Origin of the sequence: Vibrio cyclitrophicus (assembly GCA_023206055.1) — a bacterium.
GTDB classification, from domain to species: Bacteria; Pseudomonadota; Gammaproteobacteria; order Enterobacterales; family Vibrionaceae; genus Vibrio; species Vibrio cyclitrophicus_A.
The window spans coordinates 1,264,845-1,289,603 of the sequence record CP065366.1; the positions used below are offsets into that span (position 1 = coordinate 1,264,845).

Here is a 24,759-nt window from a genome sequence, read left to right on the forward strand (position 1 = left end):
GGCTGTCAGGAGAAGTGAGTTAATCCTCAAGAGGAAGTTGATAGCTGTTTTTCAGTTCTTTCACTGATATGTTGGATTGAATCGCACTCACGCCTTTCACTCGTCGAATCGAGCTAATACGCTCAAAGTACTCTTCCAAATCTTTTGCTAACACTTGCACCATGTAGTCGGCGCCGCCTGCGATACAGTGGCACATCGGAATCCAATCGGTTACCGCGACAAACTCTTCGAATGGTTCTGTGTTTTCAACCTCGTGGTTGCCTAGAGTCACTAAGGTAAAGCCTGCTACGTGCAAACCTAACTTCTTGCGGTTGAGTTTGGCGGCGTAACCATCGATATAGCCTGTCTCTTCCATGCGTTTCCAACGGCGCCAGCATGGGGTTTCGCTGAGGTTAACCTTTTCAGCGAGCTTACTGTTGCTCATGCGACCGTCTTGTTGGATATGTCCTAAGATGGCAATATCTGTGTCATCTAATACTTCTTTGGTGGATTCTTTCTGTTTCATGGCTTTTATAGAAAAATCTTGCTCAAATTTGGGTTAATATTAGCCTATATAGCAATTTAATTCCTAGTCGAATCTGTAAACTCTCTCCCTATCAATACTTTACTTATTAGGAGTGAGAGGAAATGAGCTCTCAATTAATGCTGGCGTTCTTGTTATTTTCAACATCCATTGCAATTACACCTGGGGCAGGGAATATCGCATTACTTGGGATTTCAAGTCGCTATGGATTTGGTGCGACTTTACCTTTTATCTCTGGGAACGCTGTTGGCATCATCATCGTACTAGCGGGTTCTAGCGTCGGTTTGGTGAGCCTGTTTACCCTTTACCCTTTACCCTGAGCTATACAACATTTTGAAATACGCGGGCGCAGCTTATTTGCTGTTCATGGCGTGGTCGATTGCGAATATGCAAATCGAAGAAAGCACGACCGACAATCGTTCTGGTTTTATGTCTGGTGTGCTGGTGCAGGTGTTAAACCCTAAAGGTTGGATTGCTTCGTTAACTGTGTTTTCGCAGTTCATCACTCCGAACGCAGACTATCTGATTCAAGTGGTGACCATTATTGCTGGTATGGTGATCACGGGCGTACCCTGCATGTTGGTGTGGGCGTATTGCGGCACCATGCTTAAAAAGTTGCTGCAATCACCAAAACAGATGATGGTGGTAAACCGTTGTTTGGGCGGAAGCCTCGCACTGGTGGTTGCCTTTATGCTTTATCAACCAGCATAAAGCGTCGCTACAAATAAAAAAACCACTCCTAAATCCATAGGAGTGGTGTCTAAAAATCGACTAAGTGGTTAACAATAATTAGTAAGTTACTAATAACTCGTAAGTTAACAAGAACGTTTTAAGGAATGTTTGCTTAAAAGATTAAGCGGTTTCAGCCTCTTTAACTGGAGCTGAGTTACGGATTAGGTGGTCAAATGCACCTAAGCTTGCTTTCGCACCCTCACCCATTGCAATGATGATCTGTTTGTAAGGTACGGTTGTGACGTCACCCGCTGCAAATACACCTTTCATTGATGTTGCACCATGAGCGTTAATCTCAATCTCACCGCGTGGTGAAAGCTCAACTTTCGAACCCTTCAACCATTCGCTATTTGGCATTAGGCCGATTTGAACAAAAATACCCGCTAGTTCGATCTGTTTTAGTTCATCGGTGTTGCGGTCTTTGTATTCCAGACCGGTTACGCGGTTGCCATCACCCAACACTTGTGTGGTTTGTGCCATCTTGATGATTTCGATGTTTGGTGTTGCGTTTGCTTTGTCGATAAGCACTTGGTCAGCGCGCAGTGTGTCTGCAAATTCAAGTACGGTTACGTGTTCAACGATACCCGCTAAATCAATCGCCGCTTCAATGCCTGAGTTACCACCACCGATAACCGCTGTTTTCTTACCTTTGAATAAAGGACCGTCACAGTGTGGGCAGTAAGCTACGCCTTTGTTGCGGTACTCTTGCTCACCCGGAACGTTCATTTCACGCCAGCGAGCACCCGTACTTGTGATAACCGTGCGAGATCGTAGTGTTGCGCCGCTCTCTAGCTCAACGTGGATGTAACCATCTTCAGTGTCTTCTGCAGCAATGATGTTGGCAGCGCGCTGCTCAGTCATTACCTCAACACCGTACTCTTTTACGTGCTCTTCTAGGCTAGCCACTAGCTTAGGACCCGTTGTTGTTTTCACTGAGATAAAGTTCTCAATTGCCATGGTATCCATTACTTGGCCACCGAATCGGTCAGCAACCACACCAGTGCGAATGCCTTTACGTGCTGCGTAGATAGCCGCTGAAGAACCAGCTGGGCCACCACCTACCACCAATACATCAAACGGTGCTTGTTGGTTTAGGTTTGCCGCTTTCTTTTCCGCTGCGCCTGAATCAACTTTGTTAAGGATCTCAGCCAATGACATACGGCCTTGACCAAATAGTTCACCGTTAATGAATACGCTTGGCACAGCCATGATGTCGCGAGACTTCACTTCCTCTTGGAATGCTGCGCCATCAATCATCGTTGTCTTAACCAGAGGGTTAATCGCCGACATCATGTTGAACGCCTGAACCACTTCTGGACAGTTTTGGCAGGATAGTGAGATAAAAATCTCTACATTAAGCTCTTGATCGAGTTCTTTAATTTGCTCGATTACGTCAGCTTCAAGCTTGATAGGGTGACCACCACTGTGAAGCAGTGCCAGTACCAGAGAGGTGAACTCGTGACCCATAGGTAAACCCGCGAAACCGATGGCAGTGCCTTTCTCTTGGTTCACGACCTGCATGATAGGGCTGCGAGTGCTTGCGCTGTCATCTCGAGTCACTTCAATTTTGTCTGTGAGAGAAGCGATATCATTCGCTAGGTCTTGAAGTTTGTTTGCGGTATCGCTGTCATCAAGGCTCAGCACTAACTGAACATTGGTTTTTAGGTTTTCTAGGTATGCTTTTAGCTGCTGCTTCATTGCTTGATCTAACATAATCGTGCCTGCTCTTAAATTCTGTGTCTTGGTATTGACCAATACCTTCTTGCTGAAAAAGGAAAGTAAAAAGGGGGCGCAAGTCGGCAAATATTGTGGTGTTGATGCTTTGAAAGGGTGGCGCGCAACTGCCCTTTAGGAGGGGGCCGAAGCGCGCCTGTAGAACCGTTTTATTTGTTCTTTTTAGCTATTCTTGTTAGCTAGGCTTAGATTAAATCTTACCTACTAGGTCTAGAGATGGCGCTAGAGTCTCTTCGCCTTCTTTCCATTTAGCTGGGCAAACTTCACCTGGGTTAGCGGCTACGTATTGTGCTGCTTTAACCTTGCGTAGTAGGTCTTCAGCGTCACGGCCAATACCTTCAGCTGTGATTTCCATTGCTTGGATAACGCCTTCAGGGTCGATAAGGAACGTTGCACGGTCTGCAAGGCCTTGACCTTCACGCATAACGTTGAAGTTATTTGTGATGTTGCCTGTTTGGTCGCCTACCATGAAGTATTCGATAGTGCCGATTTTGTCAGAAGTATCGTGCCATGCTTTGTGAGAAAAGTGCGTGTCAGTTGATACTGAGTAAACTTCTACGCCGCGAGATTGAAGCTCTGCGTATTTGTCTTGTAGGTCAACTAGCTCAGTTGGACATACAAACGTGAAGTCTGCTGGGTAGAAGAAGAATACAGCCCACTTGCCTTTAACGTCTTGCTCAGTGATTTCTACGAATTCGCCGTTTTTGAATGCTGTTGCGTTGAATGGTTTGATTTCTGTGTTGATCATGTTGGACTCTCTTTCTAATTTGTAGTGTTTAACGCTATCCCGCGTCGATGGAGATATATTGCATCTGCACCGTAAATTAGTGAAATCGGACATTTCTATAGATTCAATAGGCAAATCCTATCTTTGATAGAAGAAGGCTATCGATAAAAGCTTTCAACAGAAGTTATCAACAAAAGCTATCAAATTGGGCAGCGTTCTATTTGGGTAGCTATGCTCTTTAGGTTGTTCTCTATTTAGGCTTGTCTCTAATCACGTGAGTATCTATGTATCTATGTATCTATGTAGGCAAGGGCAGGTGTGGCTTCTTTAAGGGAGCTGAGATCTCTGGAAATCTGTAAATAACAAAAAATTATCATTAATATAATTTATGATAATTTCATTTAATCAATCCATCTCCCTATACTCTCTTCATCGAAACGAAATACCGAAGCCAGTCTTCGAAACACACAGAATTAAAAACGAATTTGGAGCAAGTTATGAAAATGAATCACGTAGGCCTAATGGTTGGCGATATGGACAAAGCAGTTGAGTTTTACACTAAGGCTCTGGGTCTAAGAATCGTAATGAACAACACCAAAGTAATGGAAGAGCGCGAATCTGCAATCGGCCGTATGTGTATCGCAGTGTTCGGTGAAGGCTTCAAAGGCTTCAACATTGCACACCTAGTCACATCTGATGGCATCGGTGTTGAGCTGTTCGAAATGAAAGATCGCCAAGAGCGTCACGAAGTTGATTTCTCTCGTCTAGGCATCTTCCACTTCTGTCTACAGCTTCCAAAAGAGCAGTTCCATTCAGCAATCAAGCGTGTTGAAGAGTATGGCGGTAAGGTTCGCATGGACATCATGCGTTACCACCCAGAAGACGAACTAAAACAAGCACAAATGGTTTACCTAGAAGACCCGTTTGGCAACCTATTCGAATTCTACTCGCACACATACGAAGATACGTACGCGACTGATTACGAGTAATCGCGTTATCTACCTGTCATAAGGTAGAAAAACTGAAACACCCCCTAAAGAGGATTGGTAGAGATACCAATCCTTTTTTGTTTGTGCTTTTTGGGGAAGGGGAGATGTTGCTGTTGGCAGGGATCGCAGCAGCTACAGTGCTGGATTATTGGTCTTCGATTTTTACGCATCGAACTGAGAACATATAGTCTTTCGAACTTGTTGCTCTGCGTATCTCTCCTTTGTGTGTATTCCACCAAGCGTAAGCAAGTGTTCGGATAATCCCTTTTTTTTCGGATGCGCTGCTCGCAGTCCAAAACTCGGTGTAAGCACCTTCAGTGATATACCAACCATTCCATTTTACGCCTGCAGGTCTAGCAAAGAAGTTCTGTTTATTGACAATAGATGGGTCTACTTTGGAAAATGGTCCATCAACTTGAGCTTCTTTGAGCTGCAAGCCTAAGTTTTGCTCACCCCCACGCCAACCGTTTTGGTGTACTTCTTCCTCAGGCATACCGATGGCCAGCTCCAACTTTTTCCAATCCTCATCGGTAGCCACTCGCCAGCCGACTGGGCAAAGGTTTCGTTGATCTGAAACGTCATGCCAATTGTATAAACGTCCGTATTTTAATAGGTTTTCTTGATCATCTTTTGGGATCGCGCCAGATCTTACTGGGCTGCCATCTTGGAATTGAGTACTTCTCAAGCTTTCCGCTAACCAAACCTGTTCACCGATACTAACGGTGCGATAAGTGTTACCTTCCGCGTCTTGAACTGTATCCGTCATTTGGTGTAACTCTTTGTTGATGTCGTTAGCCGATGATGTGGCAGCAATAACCATACTGACTCCTATAGATGAAATTAGCTTTTTCATGATGAATAACCCGTTGTAATCTTATGGGGTTACTTTAACTCTCATGTTGAGCTTAAAATAGGCGATATACTCTCTAAAATATGCCTATTTATCTCATTTGATATGGCGGAGAGATTTGATAGTCAAACTGTTTTATTGCTATGCGATGTTTTCAATCAGCTGTTTTGATTGGCTCCACTGCTTAGGTGACTGGCCATATAAACGCTTAAACTCACGACTAAATTGAGAGGAGCTGACGTATCCAACCGCCATCGCAGCTTCATTGACATTCTTACCCGCAGCTATCTTCATCGCCGCATTATTCAAGCGCATCGACTTCATAAATTGGATCGGTGACATTCGGGTCGCTTGTTTGAATTTTCGGTGGAATACCGCTCGGCTCATTCCCACATGCGATGCGAGCTCATCAATCGTGACGTTCTTTGTCAGGTTCAACGATAAATACTCTATCGAACGGGCAATTTCATTACCAATGCCAAACGCGCCTCGCACTGAAAGACCTGCCTCGCCTTGTAAGACAGCGTAATAGAGCTCTCTTAAACGACTCTCTCCGAGAATGGCTGTTCCAGCTTTATCGTTCCCTAACTGAATGAGTCTAAGTAGAGCATCAGAGAAAGTGTCGTCCCAATTGGCGAGTGATAACCCTTGAGGTTGTGGGCTGCCTTTAGGAATCTTGACCGCGCCGCTGACACTCTCCATTGCGATGGCTAACTCGGTCATCACTTTGGTATCGAGTGAGATAGATATCCCTAACAACGGATTTTCAGGCGTTGCTGCTGGTGTACCCGCCTCAACTGGCATGGAGACTGAGCAGCACAAGTACTGACTGCTGTCATAGATGTACTTATCGCCATCCAATATCGCTTCTTTACTGCCGCTTAAAATCACGATTAGCGTTGGTTCATAGACGGCAGGAGCGCACGGAATAGCCTGGGTCACCCTAAATAGGCGAACTCCTTTTATTCCCGTTTCGATCATGCCATCTTCGATCACACGACTTTCTACTAGTTGCTTAATTTTCTGCTTCATTAATCTGCACCGTAAATTCGACTTGATACAAATAGGCATATTTTTGAGATAAATTCGCCTATTTATGAATCTTTGTGAGAGTTATAGTAACTTCAGACAACAATACTACCGCTGATAGGTGCATGCAAACTGCTTTCGTGCTTTATCAAAAGCTCAATCTAGTTCTGGTCGTTGTAACGAAAAGGCTTGGTGGAGATAAGTAGTTTTAAAATAAAGAGTTGGAAAATGAATATGTTAAAAAGCTTCATTCTCACATTAGTTACGCTGTCTTTGATGGCCTGCTCAACACCTAATGTTTATAACGATCTCAATGCGATACCTTCTACGGAAACGGGTGATCATGATCTAGGTATTGCGTTTGGCGGTGGTGGCGTTCGTGGGTTTATGCACCTAGGCGTGATCAAAGCCTTGGCAGAGGAGGGCATCGCTCCTGATGTCGTGAGCGGTACCTCTGCGGGTTCGATTGCTGCCACTTTATATGCTTCAGGGCTGAGTTATGAAGAGATGGAAATCGCAATTGAAAAAGTTGGCATGTCTGACATCGCCGATTTTGTCTTTTCTTCAAAAGGCTTGGTGAATGGCAAGAACTTGTCAGAATGGATAAACAGTCAAGTGACGTATGATGATCTATCTGATATGCCAATGCCTGTCGCGCTTACCGCTACCAATATGACATCGAGAGAGACTGTTATTATTCGTTCGGGTAACCCGGGGCACGCAGTTCAAACCTCATCAACCATTCCGGGAGCATTTGTACCCGTTGAAAACCAAGGTGATATCTTAGTCGATGGCGGAATTTTTAGTGTTGTGCCTGTCTACGCGGCTAAAGATCTCGGTGCTAAAAAGGTGATAGCGGTTGATATCTATTGCCACAATCAAATTACACCGGAAATATCGGCGAGCAAGATAACGCTTGCGGCTTTTCGCATGCAAAGCTGCCGCCTGTCCGAACAAGAGCTAAACAGTGCCGATGTTGTCATTAGACCGGACTATGAGCCGAGTGGAAGTGCGGCTTTTAATGAAAAAGAACAAGCGATACAAGCGGGTTATCTGGCGGCAAAAGAGGCGATGCCTGAGATAAAGGCGATGCTCTCAATCTAGCGGCGGAGATATTGCTGTAACATTGTTTGGTTCAAACTCTTGTTAACTGAGGTTTCAAGGTCCTAAAGAGGATTGGTAGAGACACCAGTCCTTTTTTGTGCTTGTAGGACATATTAAGGAACATCGGATAAACCTTCGGTTGCACTAAAACAAGCCGACAATGTTGCTCTTTAGTGCAGTATTCTTTTGATGGAAAACTTAACTGATTGATAAATATAATGTTAAACCATTGGCATATATGTTGCTCTATTGCCTTTATGTAAATTGTATACAATAAAAAATACATAAAGGAAGTCACATGGAACAGAACAGTGAATTGATCTACGGATTAGACGATCGACCATCAGTTAAAGCAGCCAGTTACGCGGCACTGCAGCATGTATTAGCCAGCTTCGTTGGTATCATCACACCCACGCTCATTATTGGCGGTGTCCTTGGATTGGGAGAGCACATTCCTTATTTGATCAGCATGGCATTGATGGTGTCTGGAGTCGGCACCTTTATCCAAGCACGAAAAATTGGGCCAGTTGGCGCAGGGATGATCTGCGTCCAAGGAACCAGCTTTGCGTTCTTAGGCTCAGTGTTAGGTGCAGGCTTTCTGGTTAAAGCGAATGGAGGCGGGCCGGATGAAATGCTCGCCACCATTTTCGGCGTTTGCTTCTTTGGTGCATTTGTTGAAATCGTCCTCTCGCGCTTTATCGAAAAACTCAAAGTCGTTATCACGCCCGTTGTGACCGGAATCGTTATCACGACGATAGGTATCTCTTTGATTAAAGTCGGTGTCACTGATATTGCGGGTGGCGTTGGCGCAGAAGATTTTGGCTCTGGAAGCAACTTGATGCTGGGTGTAATAGTCCTCGGAACCATAGTCGCGCTTAACCTGAGTAACAATAATATGGTTAGGTTGTCGTCGATTTTAGTTGGGTTGATTGTTGGCTGGGGTGTTGCCATTTTGATGGGTAAAGCGTCTATGGTTTCATTTGCATCTCAACCGTTATTGAGTATTCCTGTCCCATTTAAATATGGCTTTGCTTTTGATTGGCAAGCCTTCTTGCCTATCGCTTTTATTTACTTGATCACGGTTATTGAAACGACGGGTGATCTGACCGCCAATAGCATGTTCTCAGGCCAGCCAATTAAGGGGCAAAAATACATCAATCGACTCAAGGCTGGCGTGCTAGGTGACGGCGTGAACTCGCTTATCGCGGCAGTATTCAATACTTTTCCAAATACCACTTTCAGCCAGAACAACGGTGTGATTCATTTTACCGGAATCGCGAGTCGCTACATCGGTTATTTCATTGCCGCTATTCTTTTTCTATTGGGACTATTTCCTATCTTAGGCGCTGTATTAATGACGATTCCAAAGCCAGTATTGGGCGGGGCGACATTGGTGATGTTCGGTACGGTTGCCGCTGCGGGCATCAAAATTATTGCTAATGAAAAGCTGGATCGCCGCAGAATCATGACGATTGCCATCTCACTAGGTTTAGGGCTTGGAGTAATGTTGGTACCGGATTTATTGAAAGAAGCGCCCAAGTTAGCACAAAGCATATTTGGTTCACCTGTAACCATGTCGGGCATCGCTGCTCTTGTGATTACGGGGTTGATGTCTTTGGTGCCTGAAACTAAAGCCAAACCGATGACGAACACAGTACAAACCAGTAAAGCGTAGTTCCTACACTTACGAATAGATTCTTCGACTGATTACGAGTAATCAGTTATCTGTATTTCATAAGGTATAAACTGAGATGCGACCTAAAAAGGATTGGTAGAGATACCAATCCTTTTTTGTATTTGGATACTTGGCTGAGTGACTTATCTATATGAAGTGATTAAGAAAGATACAGATTTAAGGCATGTTAAAGTTGACGTTTTGAAGATAAAACCTTTCAGGAATATGACGGAAGAAATCGTCGTTCATGAAAAAATTGCACCATCATACCGAATGGTAGCTTTCGCTGAGCAGTGACTATACTCAGCACTATATTGTTAACCAGTAACAACGAAAATAGAGAAACATGCAGAGATTAGCGCACCCAAATCACATGAAAAAATCACATATTATCTTTACCGCTCTTATTCTTATGATATTAGCCGGATGCACCTCAACGTCGGCTGTCGGCAGTTCTAAAACAAAGGATTATGCCAAGTCACATGCTCTTGCTGGTATAGCTTCTTGGTATGGCGATAAGTTCCATGGGAGGCTCACTGCAAGCGGTGAGACGTATAATATGAACGCCTATACGGCAGCGCATAAAACCTTGCCCTTCGGGACTATCGTGAGAGTGACCAATACTACTAATAACAAGTCTGTTGATGTGAAAATTAACGACCGAGGCCCTTATGTAAAAGGCCGAGTTATCGACCTTTCTCATAAGGCTTTTGCAAAAATAGGCAACGTTAAACAAGGCACGATGCCTGTCAAAATCGAGATTGTTGATGACAGCAATACCTTTAGGTACAAACACTAATTGCCTCTAAGCCTGAACTGGTTTGTGAAACTCAAAGGATTGGTAGAGATACCGGTCCTTTTTTTGGGGTAAACCTAATGAGAGGTGAATTACATTTTGTTACTTACTGAAGTAAATCTGAAACACAATTGAAACGGTTCTGAAATTTTTAATAGCTAGCTTATTGGGTTCTAAAACGAATCTAGAAAAGGAAATACCCGTGAAGCTAACACCTGTCGTTGCTGCCGTAATTATGTCTTTCAGTTCAGCAAGTTTTGCTTTTAGCTTGCAACAATCTGCCAATGAAAACAGTGAAGACCTCGTATGGACGGGGCACCTTAGCCCAGACAGCGACACGGTAATGTCTGCAATGCTCGCGGCTCATATTTATGGTGGTACGGCGACAGTGCCTGAGCCAATCAATCCTGAATCAACGTTTATCTTGAACTACTGTAATGCAGAATCTCCACGTGTAGAGACAGATTACTCTTCATACCGAGTGGGGCTGGTGGATTTCAACCAAGTGACTCAACTAGCGCCAACCATCGATCAATCATCTATTGTGGCTGTGGTCGATCACCACGCGATTGGTGGCTCACCGATTAACACACCACAGATTGTCGAGATGGATATTCGAGGTTGGGGTTCAGCTGCCACTATTCTGGCTGATAACGCTGAAAAGCTTGATGTGACCTTACCTAAGCACCTTGCTTGTGTTGGTTTGGGTGCGATTCTTTCTGACACTGTGGTATTCCAATCTGCAACGACGACTGAGCACGATCGTGAGTACGCAGAGAAGCTGGCGAAGGTTGCAGGCATTTCAGATATCGAAGATTTCGGTCAGCAAATGTTGATTGCTAAATCAGATCTTAGCCATCTTTCTTCTGAAACCATTCTGACGCTGGATTACAAAAACTTTAAGTACGGTGGCAAACAGGTGGGCATCGGCGTTGCTGAAACGCTAACCGCTCAACAACTGATTGACCGTAAAGACGAGCTTTTGGCTGCGATGAAGTCTTATAAAGAAAAGAACGGCTTAGATCATCTGTTCTTCTCAATCACAGACACTAAGAACAAAGAAGCGAACCTATTGTGGGTGGATGAAAGTGACTATCAAGTGATTAAATCGGCTTTCAACGCTGAACCAACTAGCGATATGTTAACTCTGGAAGGCGTCACTTCTCGTAAGCGTCAGATTGGCCCAGCAGTTCAGAAGGCAATTGAGGGCTTGTAAGCAAATAGAGAGTTTGGGAAAGGGATTGGTAGAGATACCAATCCCTTTTTTGTTTTGGGAGTCTAAATTGGAGTTGGACAAAAGTGAGTCAGTGACACTGCTAAATTAGCATTCAACGGATTACTTGAAGTATAGAAAAAACTCGGTTTGTAGTGACCAGATTCACTCAGCCACTACAAACCGAGTTGCAAATCAAAATACACTCTGACTTTTCAGAGTACCTCAGGCATCGCAACCATGAGCTAAGCCAACACAAAGGTAGCAAAACTAACGATGTTACTACAATACGTGATTGCTAATCAATTATTCATGCATTGCCTCTAAAAACGCCAGTCAAAACCCACTGAGACCTTCGCTTCATCACCACGGATGTAGTCTTTATCCATGCCCTGAACATCATGGACTTCCATGTGAGTGTACTTACCTTCAAGGTAAATATTAAATACCCCTTCCCCAACGGTTGTTCTCACACCTTGTAGCAGCACCAAATCCACCATTTGTAGGTCAACCCCACCATAACTTGAGCCACCAAATGCTTGGAATACGGTATAGTGAGTGTCGCTCCATGGGTGTAAACCGTAGAGGTTCACGGACGCCATATGCGCATCATCGCCACCTAGCGCTTGCTTGACCATATCACCAGTAAAACCGGAAAACTGACCAGAGCCTGTTGAATAACCATTCATAAACGACGCTGAATTTAGGCCATTCGCAATCTTGTTTGTGTCGATATCGATATACGAGTAGTTCACCGATGGGAAAAACTGAGTGGTGCCATTTGTCGCGGTAAGGGGCAGCATGTAACCTACGGTGTATAAGTCCATCGCCTCAGTAAAGTTAGTATCAAGATAAACGCCGCCAAAACGTTGGTCAAAGTTCGCTAGTCGAAAGCGTGCGTCTTCTGATTGAGTGAAATACTCACCAATCATGATTGTTTGGGTTGCGTATTCGCCACCACCATAGAGGTTGTTAAATCCACCACCTGCAACCAGTTTAATCTCACCGCTGTTATCTGTCGCGATACCACCACGCCAAGCGGTGTTACGAGGGTCTGCATCATGGACATCGTCTGCCATAACTGTTGCTGAAAATGTCAGTGCTGAAGCAATCGCTAAAGAAAGAAGAGTTTTTACGTTTTTCATTTGTATGCCTTTAATATGTAGTCGTTAAAGACACATCCGTGTGCTGGTGTCGCTTATATTGGTCACATGCGACGAGCTAATTTGAATGAGTTAGAATTGATAGTTAACTTCGATACGGTGGTCACCGTTGGCGTAATTGGTGTTTTCAGTCCAATTCGCAAAATATCGAACATTGGTTCGGTCATTGATCTGGTAGCTGACGGCCGCTTCGTGGGTAAACACGCTATCGCTGCCTTCCATACTGCCATTTTTGAACTGATCTGAGCCTGAGATTGTGCCCATGTACATTGGGTTGTAGTTGACCCAAATGTTGTCGGTTAGCTCAAGCTTTCCGTACATCCCGAGTAAATAGAATGAGCCATGTAAGTCCCAACGGTCTTGCGCTTGTTCTGCACCTTTATTGCTTTCACCAAATGCTAAACCTGCTCCGGTAAGAGGATAAAGGTTGACAGGGCCCATTTTAGGAAGCGCTTGAATTAAGCTGTAAGACGCAGTGCCTTGAGTACCTTCGTCATTATCAAATGCAACATTGACATCCACCTGAGCGCCGCGCCCATTGGTCAAATCCACACTGAAGTTTCGGTATCGTAAAGAGTCGATGCTGTCATCTGCGCCGCGACCATTCCAGCCGATTGCATCGCCAGCGAAGCCTTTTATTTCAAGGACGTTCATCGCCATGCTGTTTGCATCACCGGTATCGTATGCCTGACCGATTTTTAGGTTTAAACCTTTATCTGTGTAACCTAAACCTGCTTGGGTATAAACCGATAGCGGATCTGACATGTCCTGCACATCTTGAGTTTCAGCCAGTGCTGAACCTGATAAAGCCACTGCCACTGATAAGGCGATTGAAGAGAGTGATTTATTGTTAATCATTGTCGTGCCTATAGAAATTCGTATTTAAATCTAGAAGGCACATCCTTGTGCAGTAATGAACATTAAAGTTGCTTCAGAGAGATCTCTGGCATTGTGTATTCACCAGCAATGATGTTTTCAGCAGGCTCATACACTCGCAATAACAAGTTCCAGCCTTCTGTAGTATCTAGGCGGTTTTCAATATCACCACACACTTCTGTGTTGCCGTAATGCATAGTGAACGTGCCGTCTTCATTCATCGCTGCGACTTCACCGTTGATGTTGTTATGGTCAGAGAACATGTAACCTTGGTTGTCATAGACAGTGATAGACCAGAAAGCATCGTTCTCAGGCACTTCATAAGTCGCGGTGTAACACTCCTGCGTGCTTAAGTGTGGCGCTTGTGCGATATACACGGTTTCTGAACTTGGGAAGAGTCCCCATGAAGTCGCTACTGCCATGTTATGGCCTTCGTATCGGTCGACTTCTCCACGCTTACCTTGCCAGTCATTTGGGTATTGAGTGATGGTATCTCTCATCTCTTTTTCATATTCGGCACGCAGCTCCATCATTCCCTGCCAATCCCAGTTTGCTAGAGGCTTCGGCTCTGCACTGTCCGAAGTCACTTCTACTCCGTCTAGAATGTCACGCGCAATTTGGATGTCTTGCTGATCGTTTGAGTCGAACAGCTGAATACGTGGAATCGCAACGATGTAACGCGTGTCTGCTTGTCCTTCAAACTCATGAACGGTGTTTGAGCCTTTTAGGATATCGATAGTCTTGTGTTCGTTATCCAGTAGGTAAACCGATACGTAACGGTTTTCAGGGTGCTCCGGAATTGAAATCGTGAAGCCCTTCGATGTATCTACTGGAATACCGCCATATAGCGTGTCGCGATTCATGCGAGGTACAGGCTGTTCGTTAACTGGCGTTGGTTCAGAAAAGATAATGCCTTGGTTCATGCCACCAGCGTCGAAAAAGCGCTGAATTCGAGCGTCCATTTCAACTTCGACAAAGTTCTCAACGGTGACATTAATCGGCGCTGCGTCGTTTGCGATTGCGACATTTGTGCCTAAAGAAAGTGCTAGTGTTGTTGCTAAAGTGATTGGTGATAGAGTTAGCTTGTTCATATTTAATTCTCTGATTTTAAATGTTTTATTCTTGCGCCTCCTTCGCGTTCATTCGTCATATCAGTTGACGGGGAGAAATATATACAAATACAAAATTAGAAAAAATCGAATTGGAGTTGAATTAACTATTCCTCAAATTCATAATACTAAGAACACAAGCAGCACTGAGGGAAATCAATGGAAGATGGCCTAATGTACCGGTTGGACTTCAATAGTTTGAAAGCGCTGAAAGTCCTCGGAGAAGAGAAAAACACCAAGAGAACCGCAGAGCGTCTAGGCATTGGCCAACCAGCTATCAGCAAAACGCTGAAAAAACTTCGGCAACAGTTCGACGCCCCACTTTTCACACTGAAACATAACCGTTTAGAACCTACGCCTAAATGTGAAGCCATATTGGGACAGTTACCGAGTGTGCTCCGTGAGCTTGAAGAGCTATTTAAGGATGAGCTGAGTTTTAACCCATTAGCCTATTCTGGCGACGTCCGTATTCACATCAACCCGGTACTGAATCACCCACTGTCCAGCATTTTGATAGAGAAATTGAGTGTGCTCGCACCCAACTCGACCTTAATTGTCGAAGACTGGGCCGCATCAACCCAAGAACTATTACGTCAAAACCAAGTCGATATTGGTGTCAGCTTTTTCCCGATCAGCCAGTCTGATGGTCTCTTCCAAGAGGTCATGTGTTCTCCTCATTTCAAGCTGTGTTGTCGAAAGGGGCATCCACTTTTCAATAAACACCCGATCACTTTAGAAGATATTGCAGCAACTTCCCTCGTGCTCTCGACCATGCCAGGCATCACTAACAATGAAAACTACATAGAAACTTATCTCAGACGAAGGGGCTATATCGCCAATGTCATGCTGCGAACGGATAGGATGGATATGTGTTCAGAGATCTTGCAGTCAACCGATGGAGTTATGCCAGTCAGCGAGATAGTTAGCCCTCTGATGCAGGAAGAGAACCTGGCTCTGCTCGATGTGAGCCATCTTAATGATGTAGAGCATTACCCTATTGCTTATACGGTCGCAAACCGAGTTAGAGAGAGTGCCTACTCTCAGTGGCTGATCGAAATTACCCAAAAAAGCATTGATGAGATCATGGCGCTTTGTGGCAACCCAAATGACCAATATGTTTATCCGACTCTGACCGTTGAACAAATCAATGAGGCGAGCCGATGAAAGACAATCAAATGCATAACCTTGATTTTAATTCTATCAAGGTGCTCAAAGTACTCGGAGAAGAGCTCAATACACAAAAGGCAGCTGATCGTTTGTTCTTAAGTCAATCAGCCGTGAGCAAAGCAGTAAAGCGACTTAGAGTGCAATTCGATGACGAGCTGTTCATCCGAACACATCGCGGTATGATGCCAACCGAAAAGTGCGCCCGCTTGTTATCGAAGCTCCCCTCTGTCATGCGCAACTTGCAAGAGCTGTATAGCCACAAAGATGAGTTTATATCTGAAACCTATCGGGGACAGATAAAAATTCACCTTAATGGAACACTCGCTCGACCCTTAATTAGAACCCTTTTCATGAGGTTGCATCAGCTAGCGCCAAAAGCCACCATCACGCTTGAAAGTTGGTCAACGACAACTGAGAGGCAAATCTTAGCAGGGGATGTTCATATTGGGATCAACTACACTCCTATCGATGTGTCCCACAATATCGCGCAAATAGAAACCAATGCTCCCGAGGTGCGATTGTGTTGTCACAAAGACAGTCCGCTCGCTAAAAAAGATAAAGTGTCGCTCGAAGATGTCGCACAGTATCCTCTCGTTGTTGTGCGTATGCCGGACTATGTGCGAAAGGACAACCGAATCGTGTCTTACTATCAAGAACGTGGCTTTGAGCCTCGTGTTCTATTGAGGAGCGATAAATTGGATATCTGTTTAGATACTGTCAGAAAAATACACTCTGTCATGGCAGTGTGTGAGATCACGAGACAAGGGCTTTTTGAAGAGTTAACTCTTCTCAACATTAACCATTGGGAAGGGATAGTTCACAACAAAATTGGTTGCTTTGTGAATCAAAAGTTTAAGGATACCCCATTCTCACAGTGGCTCATTAACGTTATTCAAGCAGAGATCGAAGCTCTCTACTAAGTGAATATAACGTGGTCAGAGCCAATTTAGTGTAACTGACTCAATGCTATTATTTTCCTAGTTCGATTCGCAGACATGATGGTCAAATTAGCCAATTTGACTTTAATTGATAACTTTAAGTATGGAAAACATACTGCATCCAACAGGTGAGGACTATTTACCCTAAACAGTTTTTGGGCAAATCCGTGTTAGTCCAACCCCAAATCCCCTCCCCTTAATCAGCATCTTCGATCCATTGTGTCTCTTGGAAAGGGGAGAACCACAATGCCGATCGTTACACGTGCAGATACACATTCAGCGCCAAAGGCGGTTCTCCCCCTCGGTCGCATTTCTAAAGGGGTTGATGAACTTAATTGGAGGGGGAGTTAGAGGGGGAGGGGTTCGAAATCAGGCCAAACGCACGCGATATCAACGCTCTTAATTCAGAAAAGCACTACGCTTGACTCAAACAAAAATGGAACGCCTGAGCGTTCCATTTTTCGTATCTGATTTACCTTAAACCTGCTCGCTTGGATGTCCCCACATTAGCTCGCTTGCGTAAGGGCCGGTAAGGCTTGATGTAGATTCACCCACGTCGTCTAGTGCGCCAGGGGTCAGCGCTTTAGCGAACCAGCACTCAAGTGGTGCAAGTGTTTTTACTGGTGGAAGCACGTTGTGTGGCGTGTTGTAGCGGTTGCCGTAGTGGAACGGTTCGCCCATCACGAAGATAACGTCAGCATCGAGTTGTTTCTCGGCTTCTTCCATCAATCGAGTCGCGTAGCCTTTGCCTTGGTATTCTGGCAACACAGCTAAAGGGGCAAGCACATAACACTTCAGGTGTGGCGCTGCGTCTATTGTGATTGGGGTATAGCATGCGTGTGCTACGCCTTCATGCACGATAGAAAAGCTGCCGTCGGCAATAAGATCGTCAGCAAAGCTTGCGTACAGTTTTGCATGACGTTCGTCGTAAAGCCCGCCTGCAGAGGCGAAAGCTTGGTATTGAATTTCATAAGGGGTTTTCATTTGAAAAATTCCTAACTTAAATTATTGGTTGTCAGCGTTTTCAGGTATCTGATTACTTTAGATAGCCAACAACGTTTTATTGAGCTTTTAAGCGAGGTACTTATAAATCCAGCAGCAGTAAGTACTTAGCTATGAAGCGTTCTTTAATTTGTTCTAACGGGTAATCACCATCCGAGAACAAGTAATTGAGTGCGATACCATCGATATCGGCGATTAACATGTGGCTATCGACAATGCTGTTGGCATTGGGAGCGTCACACAGAATGACTTCGAAAGAGTGCACCATCAGTTGGTAGCGTTCGTCTAACAAATCTTTCAATATTAGCCTTGTTGAGGGCTGGCATTTCACTTGGTAATCAAGTTGGTAAAACAGCTTTTGTTGCGGATCCGCCATAGACAAAAAGATGTGCTCGATAAGGTTAATTAACCTCTCTTTTGCTGACATTCCTTCACTCGATAAATCGGAGTTTTCACCGACTTCGCTAATGATCTCTGCCATGCGAACAAACACTTGTCTTAGTAGGTCATCTTTGTTTTTGAAATGATGAAAAACTAAACCCTTCGATACTTTCGCCGTTTCACATACTTGTGCGATAGACGTTTTTTCAAAGCCTTGTGTCGCGAATAATTCGATCGCGGCTTGGATTGCTTGCTGCTTCTTGTCCATGTAAATCACTCAATTATTTTGCAGACCGACTATCCGGTCTGTAATTTATGGTGTGGATAATATACAACAACAATGAGGATCGCAAGATCCTTGAAGATCGTTTCTTAGGGGAGATGACAGGCGGGTTATCTAGGATTAGAGTTGCTTTGAACTGAAGCGTACTGGGACTAACAAGCTAAAGAGCAGAGGCTCTTTAGCTTAAGTGTTCAAGGATAGGTGTTCAGGGAGCTATCAATGAGAGTGGCCTAACAGGGCACTGTAAACCTACGACCTTAGTTCGGTAGGAGAGTGCCCAGTCCAATTTTTGAATGCTCGACTGAATGCGCTTGAGTCTGAGAAGCCAAGTTCGTGGGCCACATAGGTAATGTTGCCATCGTTTAGATTAAGTAAAGTTAGGCTAAGTTCAAGGCGGTATTTATCGAACAAACGACGAAAGCTCACACCTTGTTGTTTAAGTTTACGATTCAGGGTTCTAGGACTGATGTGCAGGTTGCTCGCCACGCTGTCTAGGTTTGTGTCTTTGACCGCAAGCACTTTGAACGTTTCATTCACTTTGTAGATTAAGTTGATTTTTAACGCTTTTTCCATCTGTTGGTCGGCCATACGCACCAACTCTGTATGAAAGTCGGCTTGGTATTGGCGAGGTTTCGCTTGGACGAGATCGTTGGGAAAAAGAAGGTATCGGGCGGGGAAGCCTTCTTTCAGTTCTACATTAAATACGCGCTGATATATATCCAAGAACTCATCACCTATGGTGAACTTGTGGATGTGCATAGTGAGTTTTTGCTTCGGCGCATTAAGGTATCTACGAATAAGCTTGAGCATAATACTGAAATAGAGCCCTAGACTGATGTGTGTCATCAGTGTCGATTCATCAACGTACTCGGGCGTAACTCCCCAAAGCTCTATCTCACCATTCTCTGTTTCACGACTGAATATTTTCAGTAACGGGTGTATATGCATGGAATATCGACTAAAGAGTTGGCAAAAACTGGCGAGGTTTGGTGCGGTGAGCATTGCCATTACTGGAGCACCCATTTCAAGCTCATCGAAGTAGCGAGCTGATTCATCAAATAAGTCGATCAGCTCATAACCAAAGCGTTGGTAGATATTGGTGATGGCGGTTTGAAGTTGGTAAGCTGAGATCGATTCAGCGGAGCAAAGTTGTTTATATGCTTCCGCGCCCGACCAAATATCGCTGCTGTCTCCTATTCTAGCTTGAATAGCAGAATCTAAAGTTTTAAACCAAAATATCGGTAACTGAGCGCTAAAACTTTCCACCGTAACTCCATGTTATTATTGGTGATTGACGAGTGTGTTTCTCGAGAATATGCCCAAAATAAAGGATTTATTTACTGGTTACAAGCAATGAAAGTTTTAGCCCACCTTAGAATTTGTAATCAACGCCTACTGAAACCACATATTGCGAAGATTGGTAATACTCAATATTCGAGTCCGTTGTTTTCGCGCCTACTAGCGATACTAGAGACCAGTTCTTGATATCAAAGATATTAGCGTACTCATAGGCAATGAATGCTCCAAAATCTTTGTCTTCACGTGTCTTATTAAAGATTGGATTCTCTTCATCATAGCTGCGTTTTGCTGCATTGAGTGTTAAAGCGAGGCCATGATTGCCATACATTTTTGCTAGGTTTATTTCTGCGCCTAAACTCAAGAACGATAACGCATCACCTTCTGAATTTGATGAGAAAACATTCACTGAAGGTGTGAGAATGCCAGACCCATCTTTTAAGAAGTACTGGTAACCAGACTTTAGATAGAAGTACTTTCGTTCTCTATTCATCAGTGCGCGTTCTTCGTCGGTTAGTCCTAGTCCCTTTAGGCCTGTGTTTTCATTTTTAACCTCTGACTCACCAGAAGCGACATCGATATTAAAGTTCGACCCCATCACTCTAGAAAGTTGCACTCGAACCACGGTACCGGTGTGTTCAGTTTCTTTTCTATTAGAGTCAACGGCATAAGGGTCATCCCATACATCACCTGATATTAGGGTTGGCAAGATAGAAAAGTCGACTATCATACCGTTGTCTACTTGCTGTCTATATCCAATTTCAAATGCCAACGTACCTGTGATGATGTCGTCTCTTGAGGTGCCTAAGAAAAACTGTTTGTGATTCAAAGCGCCAAAGGTGTATTGCACTGAACCTAAAACAGCGACCATTCCCTCAGCTTCCGTATTACCCGATGACATCAAATCGGCTTGAGATTGATGGTTGCTTTGCCCAACATCTAGGTTGCTTGAATTTGCGGTGAATCCTGTTAGGAAGGTCATGTTTCCACTGAAGCCTTCGCTTGGTGCTAGAGCTGCGTATGAGTGAGGCGCAAGTGCGACACTTGCCAAAAATAGTGAAATGATATGTTTCATCAATAAACTCGTATTTGAATAGTTTAAAAAATTGAACTGCTTTCTAATTCGAATAGCTTTTTAAAGTGCAATCGGCGTTTTTTTATTTGCTCAGGCTTAGCGTTTTCTAGTAGATAAGCCAATTCAAATAACAGACGGCTGCGCCTTTGGTAGCGAGCGTATCTTCATAGGGGAGACCTGCCATGGATATCTTCGAGCGTGACGCCAATCTTTATTTGATGGTTAAGAGTGACATTAGCGATTCCTATAGGAGGGGGAGATAAAGGTGTATCAACGTCATTTTTTGTATGACGCTTTGCCACTGAAACGGTCAATGCAGCATTGCGAAAGGTGCTCGACATAAACGATTGATGAGGAAAATCTTCGTCTGTTGGGCTATTAATGGAGCGCACCAATGGTAAATCAACGGTTTGGTCATCTGAGGATAAATTTGTTACTGAAGTCGGTGCTGTATTCGCTAGGGTAGGAAGAGTATTCGCTGCAGATGAAACTGCATATTTCCCTATGACTTTGAAAAAACATCTGCGTTGTAATTCACTGACAGTCATCATTTCTATCCCAAGTTAGAAAGTTACTATCCTTGTTTCGAAACCTAACGTACTAGGTTTAGCTTCACTCCGTGCGCTGATTATCGGTTTAGGATAAAGATCAGGATGTTGGCTTGCAGTGCAAATATCGCCAATGTTCATACCATTTACGCCAACTGGATTGTTGGGTTATGTATAGTTGGGATTATTCGACTCGTTTGGGATATGTTGCTTGGTTATGAGCTGCATTTATATCAGCGCATTGGAGAGCGTAACCATTTGAATCTATTTACCTGAGAGGCATTGTTGGGTAGGGTCTCGCAACTCAATAATGGTACTGCTTGTGTCAATTCGTTTAAAAGCAGAGTCATTGATTTGGGCATTGCTGAAATCGGTACGAAATAAATCGGCGCGCAGTAAATCGACGTTGAGCATTTTAGCGTGACTCATGTTTGCGTTTCGTAAGTCAGCATCACGGAAGTTTGTATTGTTGAGGTTCGCGTGGCTGAAATTCGCATAGGTGATGTCAGCTTCACTCATGTTGGAGCCCGATAAATCGGCGCCACTAAAATCGGTGCGTATCAGGTTGGCGCAACGCAGGTCGATGTTTTGAAGTACTAGGTTACTAAGGTCGGCATTACGCAATTGTGCACGTTCTCCGCCCTGGCTTTCTAGCCAGAGTTTGTGTTGCTCAAAAACAGAGTCTAGCTCTTGTAGAGTATAGGTATTCATATTTCACACCACCAATGGCATTAGAGATACTGGTATTGAGCATATCTTGATCGCGATTTAGTTAATTTTGCTCTGCCATATTTCGCTGCTTGGACCGATAACACAGTCACCATCAACTCTCATTGATAAGCGAATTTGACAACGTTTAACCACTTCTTGGAAATCATCTTCTGGCAAGTAACGAACGGAGTCGACCAAAGCTTTGCAGTGAGGTGCGGTTTGTTCTTTCAAGGTGTAAAACACCCACTTTCCTTTCTTATTGTGGTTGAGCAGGCCAGCTTTGTAGAGCATTTTGAGGTTGCGAGATACGTTGTATTGGGTTTCACCAATGATGTCGATTGCTTCAGCGACGGCCATGCATTCATCCACATGCAGGAACAACCAGAACAATCTCAGCCGATTAGGTTCTGATAAGGCTTTTAGCGAATCAATGTATTTTTCATCCATCATGGTTTTACCCTTTCAACTGATTAGCGCCACTCTTTATGAGCGGCGCGAAGTTTTATTTTGTTCTGAGTAACCGATTTTACACAACGTATTGGAAGCTGTCGCCACCCACGTATTTCTCTACCAAGCCTGCAGGTCGGTAAGCCGCAGAGAAGCCACTGATCGCCGCACCTAAGTACATATGGATGATTCGTTTGAGTAAAGACCAAGCTCCATCCATTGCATTACATTCTGTGAATGCGAGGCAAGTACAGAATATAACGTCTCGTATCACCGGGCAGGTTCGATACTAGAATACATACTGAGTAGCAGGAATTAGCGTAGGACAGTTGAGCGCTACGCTCGATTTAACTCAATACGATTGTATTGATTTGATTTGGATGTTTTATTTAGTTGGCATTTCAATGTCACCTGATTGCTCCGCCCAAGCAGCAAAGCCCCCAGCTAGGTTCTTAACGGGTTTTAACCCCATCTCAGCAGCCATTTTGGCAGCGTAAAGTGAACGCAGCCCATGAGCACAATAGAACACGTAGGTTTTGTCTTGGTTGAATACTTTATTGTGAGCGGGACATTCTGGATCAATCAAGAATTCCAACATGCCTCTTGGGCAAGTAAAAGCGCCGGGAATAATGCCAAGCTTGTTTCTTTCTTCAGCTTCTCGCACATCAACAAATACGTAGTCATCAAGTTTGTTCTCTTGGTCGTTCGAGCTGTCGAATAGCGCTTTTACTTCTTCTACCGACATATCTTCAACGACTTGGTAGGCTTCTTCTTTTAGGGCTTTAATGCCTTTGGTAATGGTTTGTGCCATGGTTTTCTTTCTCATTAAATTGGGTGATGGTGATTAAATTAAGTGCATTTTATTAAGTTAGATGAAGGTTATTTCGCAACATTGCCTGCCACATTCAGCGCGTCCCATGTTCGTGCAAAAGGAGGAGCGTAGCTGAAATCAAGGTAACCCAATTGTTGAGTTGTCATGCGTGCAGTAATCGCAACGCCTAATGCATTTAGCCGACCTACAGCGCCTTTCTTACCGACAATTTCTCCACCTAAAAGGCGTTTAGATTCCGGGTCGTAAGCAAGTTTTATCTTGATGTCTTCTTGGCCGGGATAATAATCCGTTTGGTTCTTGTCATTAATGACAGAGGTACTGGTTGGCACTGCATATTGGTTTGCCATCCAATGAGAAATGCCCGTGCTAGCAAGTTCGTAATCAAGCACTTTCAAAGACGATGAACCTAAGAAACCATCGAGGAAGGTCTCTTTGCCTGCTAATCTGTCGGCCATCATTCGAGCCTGTTTATTGGCTGTGGTGGCAAGTGGCAAATACACGGGTTGATCGAGCGTTAAGTGATGAACCGTCGCGCAGTCACCTACGGCGTAAATATTCGCTACGGGTGTCGCCCCAAACTTATCGACTAACAAAGCGCCATTAGGCATTTTCGGTAGGTCAAACAAGTCGGTATTGGGTTTGAAGCCAAGCGCCAGAATTACGATGTCGGCTTGGATCGTAGTGTATTCAGGTTCTGCCGTATAGCTAGTGGCTTCGTTGGTGTTGTTGGTCGCGGATTGAGTTTTGCTCACCGTAAGCAGATAACTCGTTTTCTCATTATTTCCTTCGCCGCTGTCTTTTGAAGCAAAATGCTCGATGTGTTCGACTTGGGTATGGGTCAGCAGGTTGGTTCCTGTGTCACGAATGGCATTTTCGACGTCGGAGATCATCTCTGGGCTGAATTGGCGGTTCATGATGTGCGCTTCACGCTCAATAATGGTGACATCTTTCCCTAAGTCATGTGCCGCATCGAACATCTCTAATCCAATAAAACCGGCGCCAATGATTGCGACGCGAGGTTTATCTGCTGCGAGCATGGCTTGTTTCACGGCAACGCCATCTTCCATGCTAGTGAGTGTGTAAACATGCTCGGTGTTATTTGAATCAGCACGCTCATGATTATCCACACGAAAAGAGGTCGCGAAGTCTGGAATTAAAGGGCGCGCACCTGTCGCGATGATTAATTTATCAAACGGAATATCTTGTGATTCACCTTGTGTGTTGACTGTGATGATTTGCTCAGCAGCGTTCACTGCGACAACCTCAGTATTGATGCGAACATCGAGTCCGGAATCGATAGCTTGCTGTGGTGTACGAGAGATCATGCGATCTGTATTGGGGAATTTGTCACCAACAAAGTAGGGCAGGCCACACGCACCAAATGAAAGGTAGCTGCGTTTTTCAATCACGATAACGTCATCTGTAGGTTGGTTTCTTTTGTACTTGGCAGCAAAGCTCATACCTGCGGCACTGCCACCTAAAATTACGATTTTCATAGTGGTACTTCTCTTATAAGGGCGCGGCATTCGCCCCCAGTGTTCATTGGGATGAATTTGAAT

General features: G+C 44.3%; 24 protein-coding genes and 2 pseudogenes. 8 read left to right on the plus strand and 18 right to left on the minus strand.

The window, feature by feature from the left end:
* Window positions 1–19: 19 nt before the first annotated feature.
* Window positions 20–505, minus strand: coding sequence for an Lrp/AsnC family transcriptional regulator (locus ITG09_05660; protein ID UPR53110.1), 486 nt, complete (start codon window positions 503–505; stop codon window positions 20–22).
* Between the two features lie 122 nt (window positions 506–627).
* On the opposite strand from ITG09_05660, the pseudogene ITG09_05665 reads away from it, so the two are divergent.
* A pseudogene (locus ITG09_05665) lies at window positions 628–1,234 on the plus strand (LysE family translocator).
* 141 nt (window positions 1,235–1,375) lie between these two features.
* On the opposite strand, the gene ahpF reads toward ITG09_05665, so the two are convergent.
* Window positions 1,376–2,968 (minus strand): alkyl hydroperoxide reductase subunit F, encoded by a 1,593-nt coding sequence (gene ahpF / locus ITG09_05670; protein UPR53111.1) that lies wholly within the window; start codon window positions 2,966–2,968, stop codon window positions 1,376–1,378.
* A 211-nt stretch (window positions 2,969–3,179) separates the two neighbouring features.
* Complete coding sequence (ahpC, locus tag ITG09_05675) at window positions 3,180–3,737, minus strand: alkyl hydroperoxide reductase subunit C (GenBank protein UPR53112.1); 558 nt, start codon at window positions 3,735–3,737, stop codon at window positions 3,180–3,182.
* Window positions 3,738–4,213: 476 nt separating this feature from the next.
* On the opposite strand from ahpC, the gene ITG09_05680 reads away from it, so the two are divergent.
* The gene (locus ITG09_05680) at window positions 4,214–4,705 is read left to right on the plus strand and encodes a VOC family protein (protein UPR53113.1); all 492 of its coding nucleotides are present in this window, start codon (window positions 4,214–4,216) and stop codon (window positions 4,703–4,705) included.
* A gap of 145 nt (window positions 4,706–4,850) precedes the next feature.
* On the opposite strand, the gene ITG09_05685 is transcribed toward ITG09_05680, so the two are convergent.
* Together ITG09_05685 and ITG09_05690 are read right to left on the minus strand one after the other, a co-directional pair.
* Window positions 4,851–5,525, minus strand: coding sequence for a fibrobacter succinogenes major paralogous domain-containing protein (locus tag ITG09_05685; GenBank protein UPR53590.1), 675 nt, complete (start codon window positions 5,523–5,525; stop codon window positions 4,851–4,853).
* 171 nt (window positions 5,526–5,696) lie between these two features.
* A complete protein-coding gene (locus ITG09_05690; protein UPR53114.1) occupies window positions 5,697–6,587 on the minus strand; it encodes an AraC family transcriptional regulator in 891 nt (296 codons plus the stop codon).
* A 273-nt stretch (window positions 6,588–6,860) separates the two neighbouring features.
* Here ITG09_05690 and ITG09_05695 point away from each other — a divergent pair, with 273 nt between their 5' ends.
* The 4 genes from ITG09_05695 to ITG09_05710 all read left to right on the plus strand — a co-directional run bounded on the left by ITG09_05695 (window position 6,861) and on the right by ITG09_05710 (window position 11,375).
* Window positions 6,861–7,688, plus strand: a complete 828-nt coding sequence (locus ITG09_05695) for a patatin-like phospholipase family protein (GenBank protein UPR53591.1) — start codon at window positions 6,861–6,863, stop codon at window positions 7,686–7,688.
* A 298-nt stretch (window positions 7,689–7,986) separates the two neighbouring features.
* The gene (locus tag ITG09_05700) at window positions 7,987–9,363 is read left to right on the plus strand and encodes a purine permease (protein ID UPR53115.1); all 1,377 of its coding nucleotides are present in this window, start codon (window positions 7,987–7,989) and stop codon (window positions 9,361–9,363) included.
* A gap of 346 nt (window positions 9,364–9,709) precedes the next feature.
* Window positions 9,710–10,162 carry a septal ring lytic transglycosylase RlpA family protein gene (locus ITG09_05705; protein UPR53116.1) on the plus strand — a complete coding sequence of 151 codons (453 nt, stop codon included), beginning with the start codon at window positions 9,710–9,712 and terminating at the stop codon, window positions 10,160–10,162.
* Between the two features lie 199 nt (window positions 10,163–10,361).
* Complete coding sequence (locus tag ITG09_05710; GenBank protein UPR53117.1) at window positions 10,362–11,375, plus strand: manganese-dependent inorganic pyrophosphatase; 1,014 nt, start codon at window positions 10,362–10,364, stop codon at window positions 11,373–11,375.
* A 320-nt stretch (window positions 11,376–11,695) separates the two neighbouring features.
* Here ITG09_05710 and ITG09_05715 read toward each other — a convergent pair whose 3' ends face one another.
* The 3 genes from ITG09_05715 to ITG09_05725 all read right to left on the minus strand — a co-directional run bounded on the left by ITG09_05715 (window position 11,696) and on the right by ITG09_05725 (window position 14,502).
* Complete coding sequence (locus ITG09_05715; GenBank protein UPR53118.1) at window positions 11,696–12,517, minus strand: hypothetical protein; 822 nt, start codon at window positions 12,515–12,517, stop codon at window positions 11,696–11,698.
* 90 nt (window positions 12,518–12,607) lie between these two features.
* Window positions 12,608–13,393: a hypothetical protein gene (locus ITG09_05720; GenBank protein UPR53119.1), complete on the minus strand. Its 786-nt coding sequence runs from the start codon at window positions 13,391–13,393 to the stop codon at window positions 12,608–12,610.
* Window positions 13,394–13,455: 62 nt separating this feature from the next.
* On the minus strand, window positions 13,456–14,502 hold the full coding sequence (locus ITG09_05725; protein UPR53120.1) for a DUF1214 domain-containing protein: 1,047 nt from the start codon (window positions 14,500–14,502) through the stop codon (window positions 13,456–13,458).
* Window positions 14,503–14,679: 177 nt separating this feature from the next.
* On the opposite strand from ITG09_05725, the gene ITG09_05730 reads away from it, so the two are divergent.
* Both ITG09_05730 and ITG09_05735 read left to right on the plus strand, forming a co-directional pair.
* Window positions 14,680–15,684 (plus strand): LysR family transcriptional regulator, encoded by a 1,005-nt coding sequence (locus ITG09_05730; protein ID UPR53121.1) that lies wholly within the window; start codon window positions 14,680–14,682, stop codon window positions 15,682–15,684.
* Complete coding sequence (locus ITG09_05735; GenBank protein UPR53122.1) at window positions 15,681–16,607, plus strand: LysR family transcriptional regulator; 927 nt, start codon at window positions 15,681–15,683, stop codon at window positions 16,605–16,607. Before ITG09_05730 ends, ITG09_05735 begins: the two co-directional genes overlap by 4 nt.
* Before the next feature lie 495 nt (window positions 16,608–17,102).
* Here the strand turns inward: ITG09_05735 and ITG09_05740 are convergent, their stop codons facing one another.
* The 10 genes and pseudogenes from ITG09_05740 to ITG09_05785 form a co-directional block, all read right to left on the minus strand.
* Window positions 17,103–17,609: a GNAT family N-acetyltransferase gene (locus ITG09_05740; GenBank protein UPR53123.1), complete on the minus strand. Its 507-nt coding sequence runs from the start codon at window positions 17,607–17,609 to the stop codon at window positions 17,103–17,105.
* Window positions 17,610–17,709: 100 nt separating this feature from the next.
* The gene (locus ITG09_05745; protein UPR53124.1) at window positions 17,710–18,276 is read right to left on the minus strand and encodes a TetR/AcrR family transcriptional regulator; all 567 of its coding nucleotides are present in this window, start codon (window positions 18,274–18,276) and stop codon (window positions 17,710–17,712) included.
* Window positions 18,277–18,540: 264 nt separating this feature from the next.
* Complete coding sequence (locus ITG09_05750; GenBank protein ID UPR53125.1) at window positions 18,541–19,557, minus strand: helix-turn-helix transcriptional regulator; 1,017 nt, start codon at window positions 19,555–19,557, stop codon at window positions 18,541–18,543.
* 106 nt (window positions 19,558–19,663) lie between these two features.
* Window positions 19,664–20,662, minus strand: coding sequence for a DUF2860 domain-containing protein (locus tag ITG09_05755; GenBank protein ID UPR53126.1), 999 nt, complete (start codon window positions 20,660–20,662; stop codon window positions 19,664–19,666).
* Window positions 20,663–20,826: 164 nt separating this feature from the next.
* Window positions 20,827–21,213, minus strand: coding sequence for a hypothetical protein (locus ITG09_05760; protein ID UPR53127.1), 387 nt, complete (start codon window positions 21,211–21,213; stop codon window positions 20,827–20,829).
* A gap of 261 nt (window positions 21,214–21,474) precedes the next feature.
* Window positions 21,475–21,921 carry a pentapeptide repeat-containing protein gene (locus ITG09_05765; protein UPR53128.1) on the minus strand — a complete coding sequence of 149 codons (447 nt, stop codon included), beginning with the start codon at window positions 21,919–21,921 and terminating at the stop codon, window positions 21,475–21,477.
* Between the two features lie 57 nt (window positions 21,922–21,978).
* Window positions 21,979–22,371 (minus strand): helix-turn-helix transcriptional regulator, encoded by a 393-nt coding sequence (locus ITG09_05770; protein UPR53129.1) that lies wholly within the window; start codon window positions 22,369–22,371, stop codon window positions 21,979–21,981.
* A gap of 79 nt (window positions 22,372–22,450) precedes the next feature.
* Window positions 22,451–22,594 (minus strand): annotated as a pseudogene (locus ITG09_05775) (permease).
* Between the two features lie 159 nt (window positions 22,595–22,753).
* Complete coding sequence (locus ITG09_05780) at window positions 22,754–23,179, minus strand: rhodanese-like domain-containing protein (GenBank protein UPR53130.1); 426 nt, start codon at window positions 23,177–23,179, stop codon at window positions 22,754–22,756.
* A 68-nt stretch (window positions 23,180–23,247) separates the two neighbouring features.
* Window positions 23,248–24,696 (minus strand): FAD-dependent oxidoreductase, encoded by a 1,449-nt coding sequence (locus ITG09_05785; GenBank protein UPR53131.1) that lies wholly within the window; start codon window positions 24,694–24,696, stop codon window positions 23,248–23,250.
* Window positions 24,697–24,759: the final 63 nt, after the last annotated feature.

Coding starts and splice junctions, on each gene's coding strand:
- ITG09_05765 (UPR53128.1), bottom strand. CDS start 21,921: ATGAATACCTATACTCTACAAGAGCTAGACTCTGTTTTTGAGCAACAC.
- ITG09_05760 (UPR53127.1), bottom strand. CDS start 21,213: ATGATGACTGTCAGTGAATTACAACGCAGATGTTTTTTCAAAGTCATA.
- ITG09_05705 (UPR53116.1), top strand. CDS start 9,710: ATGCAGAGATTAGCGCACCCAAATCACATGAAAAAATCACATATTATC.
- ITG09_05725 (UPR53120.1), bottom strand. CDS start 14,502: ATGAACAAGCTAACTCTATCACCAATCACTTTAGCAACAACACTAGCA.
- ITG09_05770 (UPR53129.1), bottom strand. CDS start 22,371: ATGATGGATGAAAAATACATTGATTCGCTAAAAGCCTTATCAGAACCT.
- ITG09_05700 (UPR53115.1), top strand. CDS start 7,987: ATGGAACAGAACAGTGAATTGATCTACGGATTAGACGATCGACCATCA.
- ITG09_05660 (UPR53110.1), bottom strand. CDS start 505: ATGAAACAGAAAGAATCCACCAAAGAAGTATTAGATGACACAGATATT.
- ITG09_05785 (UPR53131.1), bottom strand. CDS start 24,696: ATGAAAATCGTAATTTTAGGTGGCAGTGCCGCAGGTATGAGCTTTGCT.
- ITG09_05690 (UPR53114.1), bottom strand. CDS start 6,587: ATGAAGCAGAAAATTAAGCAACTAGTAGAAAGTCGTGTGATCGAAGAT.
- ITG09_05755 (UPR53126.1), bottom strand. CDS start 20,662: ATGAAACATATCATTTCACTATTTTTGGCAAGTGTCGCACTTGCGCCT.
- ITG09_05680 (UPR53113.1), top strand. CDS start 4,214: ATGAAAATGAATCACGTAGGCCTAATGGTTGGCGATATGGACAAAGCA.
- ITG09_05715 (UPR53118.1), bottom strand. CDS start 12,517: ATGAAAAACGTAAAAACTCTTCTTTCTTTAGCGATTGCTTCAGCACTG.
- ITG09_05685 (UPR53590.1), bottom strand. CDS start 5,525: ATGGTTATTGCTGCCACATCATCGGCTAACGACATCAACAAAGAGTTA.
- ITG09_05740 (UPR53123.1), bottom strand. CDS start 17,609: ATGAAAACCCCTTATGAAATTCAATACCAAGCTTTCGCCTCTGCAGGC.
- ITG09_05745 (UPR53124.1), bottom strand. CDS start 18,276: ATGGACAAGAAGCAGCAAGCAATCCAAGCCGCGATCGAATTATTCGCG.
- ITG09_05780 (UPR53130.1), bottom strand. CDS start 23,179: ATGGCACAAACCATTACCAAAGGCATTAAAGCCCTAAAAGAAGAAGCC.
- ahpC (UPR53112.1), bottom strand. CDS start 3,737: ATGATCAACACAGAAATCAAACCATTCAACGCAACAGCATTCAAAAAC.
- ITG09_05695 (UPR53591.1), top strand. CDS start 6,861: ATGGCCTGCTCAACACCTAATGTTTATAACGATCTCAATGCGATACCT.
- ahpF (UPR53111.1), bottom strand. CDS start 2,968: ATGTTAGATCAAGCAATGAAGCAGCAGCTAAAAGCATACCTAGAAAAC.
- ITG09_05735 (UPR53122.1), top strand. CDS start 15,681: ATGAAAGACAATCAAATGCATAACCTTGATTTTAATTCTATCAAGGTG.
- ITG09_05730 (UPR53121.1), top strand. CDS start 14,680: ATGGAAGATGGCCTAATGTACCGGTTGGACTTCAATAGTTTGAAAGCG.
- ITG09_05720 (UPR53119.1), bottom strand. CDS start 13,393: ATGATTAACAATAAATCACTCTCTTCAATCGCCTTATCAGTGGCAGTG.